Origin of the sequence: Streptomyces sp. NPDC004732, assembly GCF_040609235.1 — a bacterium.
In the GTDB taxonomy this organism is placed as follows: domain Bacteria; phylum Actinomycetota; class Actinomycetes; order Streptomycetales; family Streptomycetaceae; genus Streptomyces.
The window spans coordinates 1-10,234 of the sequence record NZ_JBEXJR010000033.1; the positions used below are offsets into that span (position 1 = coordinate 1).

Annotated in this window: 7 protein-coding genes; all 7 read left to right on the forward strand. The window is 73.5% G+C overall.

Annotation, left to right across the window (positions count from 1 at the left end; all coding sequences use genetic code 11):
- The first annotated feature begins 2,276 nt into the window (after positions 1–2,276).
- Positions 2,277–3,338, forward strand: a complete 1,062-nt coding sequence (locus tag ABZV77_RS42475) for a type III polyketide synthase (protein WP_356268740.1) — start codon at positions 2,277–2,279, stop codon at positions 3,336–3,338.
- A gap of 76 nt (positions 3,339–3,414) precedes the next feature.
- On the forward strand, positions 3,415–3,975 hold the full coding sequence (locus ABZV77_RS42480) for a cupin domain-containing protein (protein WP_356268742.1): 561 nt from the start codon (positions 3,415–3,417) through the stop codon (positions 3,973–3,975).
- A 5-nt stretch (positions 3,976–3,980) separates the two neighbouring features.
- A complete protein-coding gene (locus ABZV77_RS42485) occupies positions 3,981–5,135 on the forward strand; it encodes a DegT/DnrJ/EryC1/StrS aminotransferase family protein (RefSeq protein ID WP_356268744.1) in 1,155 nt (384 codons plus the stop codon).
- Positions 5,132–6,127, forward strand: a complete 996-nt coding sequence (locus ABZV77_RS42490) for a class I SAM-dependent methyltransferase (protein WP_356268746.1) — start codon at positions 5,132–5,134, stop codon at positions 6,125–6,127. Before ABZV77_RS42485 ends, ABZV77_RS42490 begins: the two co-directional genes overlap by 4 nt.
- Before the next feature lie 49 nt (positions 6,128–6,176).
- Positions 6,177–6,803, forward strand: a complete 627-nt coding sequence (gene wrbA / locus ABZV77_RS42495) for an NAD(P)H:quinone oxidoreductase (RefSeq protein ID WP_356268748.1) — start codon at positions 6,177–6,179, stop codon at positions 6,801–6,803.
- 416 nt (positions 6,804–7,219) lie between these two features.
- Positions 7,220–8,809: a class I adenylate-forming enzyme family protein gene (locus tag ABZV77_RS42500; protein ID WP_356268750.1), complete on the forward strand. Its 1,590-nt coding sequence runs from the start codon at positions 7,220–7,222 to the stop codon at positions 8,807–8,809.
- A 128-nt stretch (positions 8,810–8,937) separates the two neighbouring features.
- Complete coding sequence (metK, locus tag ABZV77_RS42505; RefSeq protein WP_356268752.1) at positions 8,938–10,161, forward strand: methionine adenosyltransferase; 1,224 nt, start codon at positions 8,938–8,940, stop codon at positions 10,159–10,161.
- Positions 10,162–10,234 lie beyond the last annotated feature (73 nt).

Sequence of the window (10,234 nt, forward strand, 5' to 3'; positions counted from 1 at the left end):
CACCGAGCCGCTGCGCGAGAGCACCGACCCGATCACCTTCGACGAGGTCGCCGACACCTTCCAGAAGCTGTCGGGCGAGGACATCCACGCGCCGCGCCCCGCCCCTCCCCGCCGGAGCAACCACGCGCCGCCGCCCGGCCGTTGCGGCGCCGCCGGGCCGGAAACGTGCCGGGAGAAAGGCAGGCCGCCCCGCCCCGCCCGGGCGGGAAGGGCCGGGGGTAGCCCCGCGCCGCGGCCCCGGCGCTGCGGGGGAGCCGGGCCCAGGCGGCACGGGGCGCGGCACCGCCCGGCCCGCCCCGCCCGTCACTCCGTCCACCACCCCGTTCCGCACCCCCGCGCCGGCGCCACGGCGGCCAACCCGCCCCGGCCGGGCGGCAGATACGGACCCGGACACTCCGTACGCGGCCCGGCGCCAGCCCCCGAATCCCCTTCCGCACAACACCCCGCGCAGTGACCTACGTCACTTTCGGAGTCCCTTGGTGCGGGGACGGCATCCGTGTCACTATTTCCGCACGACTTCCCTGCCCAAAGCCGGTTCTGAGGCGGTGGGTTGAGTGTCGTATCCGCCGCCTTGTACGGGCCATGCCGAGTTCATGCCCCCGCGGCGCTGCTTCCCCCCATCGAATTCCTCCGCCCGTATGCCGTGACGCCCCGCGTCGGCAGCCGCGGGCCCCGGCGGGGACATCTCCCCCCTCTTTTCGGGCCGATACGAAATCCGGGCCGGGAAAGGTATCGGTGAAAAGGCGGGGTGCGCGCGGCCCCGTCACCTCCACACGGCGCCGGGCCCCGCCCCGCGCGGGCCACGGCGTGCCGCGGCCCGGCCCGCCCGGCACGTCCCCCGCCCCTGTCCGGCCCCGTTCTTCCCCCGGGGCCGGGGGCCCGTGAGCGACCCCGGGCGGGCCCGGACCGCGGGCGGCAGGGGAGAGGCGCACCGGGAAGAAGGGGGAGAGGCGCGCCGGAAGGGGGGGCAGGGCGCGGCTCGTTCTCCCGCACCCCGACCCGCCCGGACCCTCCGTCCCGACCGCCCGTCCGCCCCGGCCCTCCAGCCGCCCCGTCCGCCCGGCCGGGTCCGCCGGGGCCCGCCCGCCGTCCTGCTCTACGCCCGTCACCCGGCCCGGGCCGCCGCCCGCACCTCGCGCGAACCGGGGCCGACTCCCGTACCCCGCACCGCCCGCCCGCGCCTTGGCCGGTGCGGGCCACGGACGGTGGACGGCACCGGCCAAGGAACTGGCACCCTCCGGCACCGCCGGGCCAAGGAGCCAGCACCTCTTCGACACCGCCCGGCCAGGGGAGTCGGCACCTCTTCGACACCGCCCGGCCAGGGGAGTCGGCACCTCTTCGGCACCGCCGGGCCGAGGAGCCAGCACCCGTCCGGCACCGCCAGGCCGAGGGAGTCGGCGCCCCTCCGGTACGGCCGGACCAAGGAGCCAGCACCTTTTCGGCACCGCCGGACCAGGGGAGTTGGCGCCTCTTCGGAACCGTCAGGCCAAAGGAGCCAGCACCCGTCCGGCACCGCCGGGCCGAGGGAGCCAGCACCTTTTCGGCACCGCCGGACCAGGGGAGTTGGCGCCGCTCCGGTACCGCCAGGCCAAGGAACCAGCGCCTTTCGGCACCGCCGGGCCAAGGGAGTTGGCACCGCTCCGATCCCGCCGGACCAAGCAGCCAGCACCCCTCCGGCACCGCCGGGCCAAGGGAGTTGGCACCGCTCCGATCCCGCCGGACCAAGCAGCCAGCACCCCTCCGGCACCGCCAGGCCAAGGAAGTCGGCACCCTCCCGGCACCCGGCACCGCCGGGCCAGGAACCCCGCACCCCTGGCCCCCTCGCGCACCGCCGGGGCCCGCCCGCCCGCGCGCCCCCCGCATCCCGCGTGCGGTGCGCCCCCGCTGACGCACCCCGGCCGCACGCCAAGCCCCAGCTCCAGCCCGGCTCCAGCCCCACCCCCGGCCCAGCCGCCCCCGCCCCGCCGGGGGCCCGTTCCCGCATGCCCGCGGGGCCCCGCACTCCGCGGCCCCGCACGCCCGTGGGGCTCCGCGTTCCCGCACCTCCGCATTCCCGCACCACCCGGCCCCCGGGCCGGTGCATCCTCCCGTGCCGCCTTCCCCGGCGCCCGGGCAACCCCCCGTCCTGCCGGGGCCGGTTGTCCGGGCCCGGCGAAGGCGGCGCGGCAGACGCCGTCCCAGCTGCCCCCGCCGCCGCCCGAACCGGGCGGCACCGGGAGTGCGCGAAAGCTCTTTCACGTGCAGAAGGCAGACTCTAGAGAAAGTGGATTCCCGATATGCCTAGGCTATGCAAGCCGTCAGTGCGTGTGCCGGAATACGTCATCACAGCGGAAGAGACGCTGGAATTTGCCGAGAGGGTCCACGCCGGAAAGCCGCAGCTTCCCTTGGCGCTTCGACTGATCCGCAACACGGGGGTGCTGAAGCGGCATATCGTCCAGCCCATCGAGAAGACCCTCGAGCACCCCGGCCTGACCGAGCGCAACCGCATCTACGAGGCGGAGTCCAAGAAGCGCACCCCCCAGGTCGTCGAGGAAGCCCTGGCCAACGCCGAGGTCAACGCCCGGGACATCGACGCGATCATCTACGTGTCGTGCACCGGGTTCCTCATGCCCTCGCTGACCGCCTGGCTCATCAACAAGATGGGCTTCCGCTCCGACACCCGGCAGATCCCCATCTCCCAGCTGGGCTGCGCCGCGGGCGGCGCCGCGATCAACCGGGCCCACGACTTCTGCGTGGCCCACCCCGGCAGCAACGTCCTGATCGTCTCCTGCGAGCTGTGCTCGCTGTGCTACCAGCCCGACATGGACGACATCGGCTCGCTGCTCTCCGACGGCCTGTTCGGCGACGCCGTCGCGGCCGCCGTGGTGCGCGGCACCGGCGGCACCGGCATCGAACTGGAGCGCAACTCCTCCTACCTCATCCCCAACACCGAGGACTGGATCTCCTACTCGGTGCGCGACACCGGCTTCCACTTCCAGCTGGACCGCCGGGTGCCCGGCACCATGGAGCCGCTCGCCCCGGTGCTGCGCGAGTTCGCCGCCGGCCACCAGTGGGACGCCAGCAACCTGGACTTCTACATCGTCCACGCCGGCGGCCCGCGGATCCTCAACGACCTCGCCAAGTTCCTCGACGTCGACCGCAAGGTGTTCCGGCACAGCTGGTCGACGCTGACCGAGTACGGCAACATCGCCAGCGCGGTGGTCCTGGACGCGGCCCTGCGCCTGTTCGAAGAGGACACCCCGATGCACGACGCCACCGGCCTGATCGCCGGCTTCGGCCCCGGCATCACCGCCGAGATGGCCCTGGGCCGCTGGAACAGCGACGCCGCCACCGGCTGACCGTGGCCCCGAGCGCCCCTCACCGGGGCCCTTCGCGCCCAGCGAGTTGTCCGTACGAACGAAGGAAATCCATCACATGACTGGCCTGATCGTCCCGCCCGGTGAGGGACGCAAGCTGATCACTCCGGCGCAGGAGGTGACCTTCAAGGCCACCCACGCGCAGGGCTCGGTCATCTCCGTCTTCGAGGTGATCGTGCCGCCCGGCTTCGACGTCGGAGCCCACGTGCACCACGAATCCCAGGAGTTCTTCTACGTCCTGGAGGGCGAGCTGGACCTGCTGTGCTTCGAGCCGACCGAGCGCACCAAGGACACCTGGCACCACTGGCAGTCCGCCAGCGGCGAACGGGTCATCCGCGCCGCCGAGGGCGGCTGCATGTTCGTGCCCCCCGGCACCCCGCACGCCTTCCGCAACGCCACCGACAAGCCGGTCAAGATGCTCTTCCAGAGCTACCCCTCGCCCGACCACGAGCACTACTTCGAAGAGATCGCGGAGATCTGGGCCCGCGGCACCACGGTGGACCCCTCAGCCGTCGAGGAGATGCGCAAGCGCTACGACGTCGAGGAACTCACCCCCCTGCGCTACCAGCCGCCCGCCACCGCCACCGCCACCGCCGCCACCGCCGGCCCCGGGAAGTGAGCCCCATGACCCCTCCCATCCCCCTGGTCCACGCCAGCCTGGGCGAGCAGGAACTGGCCGCCGTCGCCGAGGTGTTCGCCTCCGGCTGGCCGGCCGGCCAAGGCCCCAAGGGCAAGGCCCTGGAGGCCCAGCTGGCCCAGCGCTACGCCATGGACGCGGTCGCGGTCAGCAACTGCGGCGCCGCCCTGCACCTGGCGCTGCTCGCGCTGGGCGTCCAGCCCGGCGACGAAGTCATCGTCGCCGACTACACCTTCCCCGCCCCCGCCCACGCGGTCCGCTACCTGGACGCGGTGCCCGTCTTCGCCGACGTGCGCCCCGACACCCACACCGTGGACCCCCAGGCGGTCGCCGACCTCATCACCCCGCGCACCACCGGCATCATCGCGGTGGACACCGTGGGCCTGCCCGCCGACTACAGCGAACTGCAGGCCCTGGCCGACCGGCACGGCCTGTTCCTCATCGAGGACGCCGCCTGCGCGGTCGGCGCCACCTACCAGGGCCGCCAGGCCGGCGCGCTGGCCCCCATCGCCTGCCTGTCCTTCCACGGCCGCAAGGGCGCCAGCAGCGGCGAGGGCGGCGCCCTGCTGGCCACCGACCCGGCCATCGCCGCCGACGCCCGGCTGCGCTCCTCCTTCGGCATCGGCAGCATCTTCGACCAGTCGAAGATCGTCGGCCTGCCCATCCCGGAATTCACCGAGGTCGGCTACAACTTCAAACTCTCCGACATCGCCGCGGCCATCCTGCAGGTCCAGATCGGCCGGATCGGCGAACTCCTGGACCGGCGGGCCGCGGTGGCCGACCAGTACGCCCAACTCCTGGCCGACGAAGAGCTCCTGACACTGCCCCAGGTGCCCGCCGACCGCACCCACGCCTGGCAGTCCTACCTGGTCGCCCTGGACCCCCGGGTGGACCGCGCGGCCCTCGCCGGCGACCTGCGCGGCCAGGGCATCGGCTGCGGCCACGGCACCTGGGCCACCCACCTGCAGCCGGTCTTCGCCGGCAAGCAGAGCTGCCCCATCTCCGCCGACCTGTTCGCCCGCCACCTCGCCATTCCCATGCACGCCGAGCTGAGCACCGACCAGGTCGACCGGGTCGTGGCCGCCCTGCGCACCGCACTTCGAACCCACGCGGCCCCCGCGGGCCGGGGAGGAACCGCATGAGCGACAACCAGCCCACCCCGGACACCATCCTGCGGCTCATCAACGGCTACTGGTCCACCGGCCTGCTGGGCGCCGCCGCCGAGCACCAGGTGTTCACCCACCTGGACAACGGCGCGGACAGCGCCGCCCAGCTCGCCCAGCGCGCCCAGATCTCCGAACGCGGCGCCCAGACCCTGCTGGACGGCCTGGTCAGCATCGGCCTCACCGAGCTGACCGGCGGCCGCTACCGCAACACCGCCGCCGCCTCCACCTACCTGGTCAAGGGCCGCCCCGCCGACCTGTCCGCGATGGCCCGCCTCAAGCTCACCCACATGGGCAAGCTGGCCGCGCTGCCCGAGGTGGTCCGCGCCGGCGGCCCCATCAGCGACCCCACCACCGAGGTCGCCGACAACCCGCACTGGGGCGAGGTCGTCCCGGCCATCGCCGCCCAGTCGGTGCCCGCCGCCGCCATCGCCGCCGACGTGCTGGGCCTGGACGAGGCCGGCGCCGTCTCCATCCTGGACGTCGGCGGCGGCTCCGGCATCTACTCCGCCACCTGGCTGGAGCGCAACCCCGCCGCCCGCGCCACCCAGCTCGACTGGGAACCCATCAACGCCATCGCCCGCAAGCTGCTCGCCGAACGCGGCGTCGCCGACCGCTTCACCTGCATCGACGGCGACTTCCACACCACCGACTTCGGCACCGGCACCTACGACGTCGCGCTCTACTCGCACATCGCCCACCAGGAAGGGCCCGAGGACAACGTGGCGGTCTTCACCCGCCTCAAGGACGCCCTCAAGCCCGGCGGCGCCCTGGTGGTCTGCGACTACGTCGTCGACGACGACCGCAGCGGCCCCGCCTTCCCGCTGCTGTTCGCCTCCGAAATGCTCCTCAAGAGCCAGCAGGGCGGCACCTGGCGGCGCGCCGACTACCACGCCTGGCTCACCAAGGCCGGCTTCAGCGACGTCACCTTCCACTCCGCCCCGCCCGCCACCCTGGTCATCGCCCGCTAGCACCACCCCGCGCGCGCCCCCAGGGAAACGCGAACAAGGAACGCACCAAATGAAGGAAACAGCTGTGGACCCCGTGAACGTGGCAATCATCTACTACAGCGCCACCGGCACCGTGCACGCCCTGGCCCAGGCGGTGGCCGAGGGCGCGGAGAAGTCCGGCGCCCAGGTGCGGCTGCGCCAGGTCGCCGAGACCGCCCCCGAGGCGGCCATCAACGCCAACCCGGCCTGGGCCGAGCACCGCACCGCCACCGCCGACGTCGAAAAGGCCACCCACGACGACCTGTCCTGGGCGGACGCCGTCCTGTTCGGCACCCCCAGCCGGTTCGGCAACCCGGCCAGCCAGCTGCGGGCCTTCATCGACACCACCGGCCCGCTCTGGTTCGAAGGCAAGATCGCCGGAAAGGTGTTCTCCGCCTTCACCGCCAGCAACACCGCCCACGGCGGCCAGGAGTCGACGATCCTGGCGCTGTCGAACACCTTCTACCACTGGGGCGGCATCATCGTGCCCCCCGGCTACACCGACCCCGTCCAGTTCCAGTCCGGCAACCCGTACGGCACCTCGCACGTCGCCGGTGACGGCGCCCCCGGCGAGGTGGCCCTGCAGGCCGCCCGCCACCAGGCACGCCGCGTCGTGGACACCGCCGCCGCACTGAAAATCGGCCGCGCCGCCGGCTGAACCCCCTCCGGGATGCGGCGGTGTTGAGCCCGGCCGGGCCCGCGCGGCTTCGGTCAGAACTGCGCGGGCCCGGCCGGTGGTTAAAGGGCGGGGCCGGGGACGCAGCCGGTCGACAGAACCGGCCCGAGGGGGCGCCCCCGGCACCCCGGTGCGGCCCGGGGCAGCGACCCGCCCGGCCCGCCCCCCACAGGGGGCACGGCCGGCGGCGTCCGCCTCGTCCGCCTCCCCCCTTCGACGACACAGCCCCGCGCAATGTGAGGCCCGGCCCCCAACTTCCTTCCCCGGGACCCTCCGGGCCCCCCTTCTGCCCCTTCCCCTCCCTCGCCCTCGCTTGCCCCCCTTTTCCTCTTGCTGCCTGTTCCGCCCGCCCCGCCGCCCCGGCCCGGCCCCCGAACCCACCTAAGGAGACAGCCCCGATGAAGGGCTCCACGGTCTACGCATCGATACAAAAACGCGGTCTGCACCTCGGTCTCCTGCCGGAGATGGCGGCCGCCGTCAACGGCTCCACGCCCATCACCCTCGACCACGACCTGCACGTCCTGCCCCGGGCCGGACGGCGCCTGACCGTCGCCGAGTTCGCCGCGGCCATCGACGACCTGGCGGGACGCCTGTGGGCGGCCGGCGTACGCCCCGACGAACACCTGGTCATCCACAAGAGCGCCAACGCCGACATCTGGATGCTCGGCGCCGCCGCCTCCCGCATCGGCGCCGTCCCGGTGATGCTCTCGCCCGCCCTGGACGCCGCCACCGTGGCCGCCCTCATCCAGCGCGTGGACCGCCCCAGCCTCCTGACCGACCTGGCCAAACTCGACGCCGGCCTGGCCAAGGAGCCGCTGGCCGACCTCACCCGGCGGGTGCTCATCACGGCCGGGGAACGCGAGGGCACCCAGTCCCTGGCCGACCTCGCCGGCGCCCCCCGCGTCAGCCCGGTGGTCCGGCCCATCGACGAGGCCGCCGTCATCACCCACACCTCCGGCACCACCGGCCTGCCCAAACTCGTCGTGCACACCCCCCGCACCCAGGGCATCCGCCTGCTGCCCCAGTGGCGCCTGCTCGGCCTGATGCGACGCAAGGACACCGTCGCCATCCACATCCCCTTCGTGCACTCCCGCATGGTCGCGGCGATGTCCCTGGCCCTGCTCAAGCAGCTGCCGATCCTGCTCATGAACGAATCCGACCCCGACACCGTCGCCGAGCAGTTCCTGGCCCACCGGCCCGGCTTCGTCGAGGCCCTGCCCAACTCCCTGATGGACTGGGAGGACCTGGCCGGCGACCCGCGCCGCCCCTTCGCCTCGGTGAAGGTCTTCAGCAGCACCTTCGACGCCATCCACCCGCGCACCATGAGCCGGCTGCTGAACTCCTCCGACCGGCCCGGCGCCCTGTTCTTCCAGATCTACGGACAGAGCGAGGTCGGCCCCGCCGTCGGCCGCGCCTACTTCCGCAACTCCGCCCACAAGGCCAACGGGCGCTGCGTGGGCTGGGCGATGCCCGCCGGCGCTGCCAAGGTCCGCGTGGTCAGCCGCAACGGCAAGACCCCCTCCCCGCAGAACCCCGGCTTCATCGAGGTCGCCTGGCCCGGCCTGGCCAAGACCTACTACGCCGAGCAGGACCGCTACGACACCAACCGCAACGGCGACTGGTGGCGCACCGGCGACGTCGGCTACCGCACCCGGCTGGGCTGCCTGCACATGCTCGACCGGGAAGTCGACATGATCGACGGAGTACGCAGCTCCCTGGAGGTCGAGGACGTCGTCCTGGGACGGCTCGCGGAACTGAGCGAACTGGTCGTCGTGCCCGGCCCCGACGACACCCCCGTCCCGGTCATCTGCACCACGGACGACGCCCCGCTGGACCCGGCCCGCTGGCGCGCCGCCGTCACCGACTTCCCCCAGCTGGCCGACCCCGTCCAGATCCCCCAGGCCGAACTGCCGCGCACCGCCACCCTCAAGGTCCAGCGCATCGCCCTGGCCCACCAGCTCCAACAGCGCCTGGCCGACCCGGCCTGACCCGGCCCGGCCCCACGCCGCCCGCCGCTTTGCGCCGGTACGCGGCCGTGACGGGGGAGCGGGGCCGCGGCCCGCCCCGCCCCACCCCCGCCACCCATGCCACCCGCCCCCTCCCGCCCTGGAGAGCCATGTCCCGCCGCCTGTTCACCTCGGAGTCCGTCACCGAGGGCCACCCCGACAAGATCGCCGACCAGATCAGCGACACCGTCCTGGACGCCCTGCTCAGCCAGGACCCCGCCTCCCGCGTCGCGGTCGAAACCCTCATCACCACCGGCCAGGTGCACATCGCGGGCGAGGTGACCACCACCGCCTACGCCGACATCGCCACCCTGGTCCGCCAGAAGATCCTCGACATCGGCTACGACTCCTCGGCCAAGGGCTTCGACGGCGCCTCCTGCGGCGTCTCGGTGTCCATCGGCGCCCAGTCGCCCGACATCGCCCAGGGCGTCGACACCGCCTACGAGAGCCGGGTCGAGGGCGCCGCAGGCGAGGAAGGCGACGAACTCGACCAGCAGGGCGCCGGCGACCAGGGCCTGATGTTCGGCTACGCGAGCGACGAGACGCCCGCCCTGATGCCGCTGCCCATCGAGCTGGCCCACCGCCTCTCGCACCGCCTGACCGCGGTCCGCAAGGACGGCACCGTCCCCTACCTGCGCCCCGACGGCAAGACCCAGGTCACCATCGAATACCAGGGCAGCCGCCCGGTGCGCCTGGACACCATCGTGGTCTCCTCCCAGCACGCCGCCGACATCGACCTCACCGACCAGCTCACCCCCGACGTGCGCACCCACGTCGTCGAGCACGTCCTGGCCCAGCTCGCCGACGACGGCATCAAGCTGGACACCGACGACTACCGCCTCTTCGTCAACCCCACCGGCCGCTTCGAGATCGGCGGCCCGATGGGCGACGCCGGCCTGACCGGCCGCAAGATCATCGTCGACACCTACGGCGGCATGGCCCGCCACGGCGGCGGCGCCTTCTCCGGCAAGGACCCCTCCAAGGTGGACCGCTCCGCGGCGTACGCGATGCGCTGGGTCGCCAAGAACGTCGTCGCCGCCGGGCTGGCCACCCGCTGCGAGGTCCAGGTCGCCTACGCCATCGGCAAGGCCGAACCGGTCGGCCTGTTCATCGAGACGTTCGGCACCGCCACCGTCCCGCAGGCCGCCATCGAAGCCGCCGTCAGCGACGTCTTCGACCTGCGCCCCGCCGCGCTCATCCGCGACCTGGACCTGCTGCGCCCCATCTACGCGCAGACCGCCGCCTACGGCCACTTCGGCCGCGAACTGCCCGACCTCACCTGGGAGCGCACCGACCGCGCCGACGCCCTGCGCAAGGCCGTCGAAACGGGCTGACCCCCGCCCGCCCGCCGCCGCCCGCCCGCCGTCCGCCGGCACCGGCCGGCGGCGGGCCCCCGGCGCCCGCGCC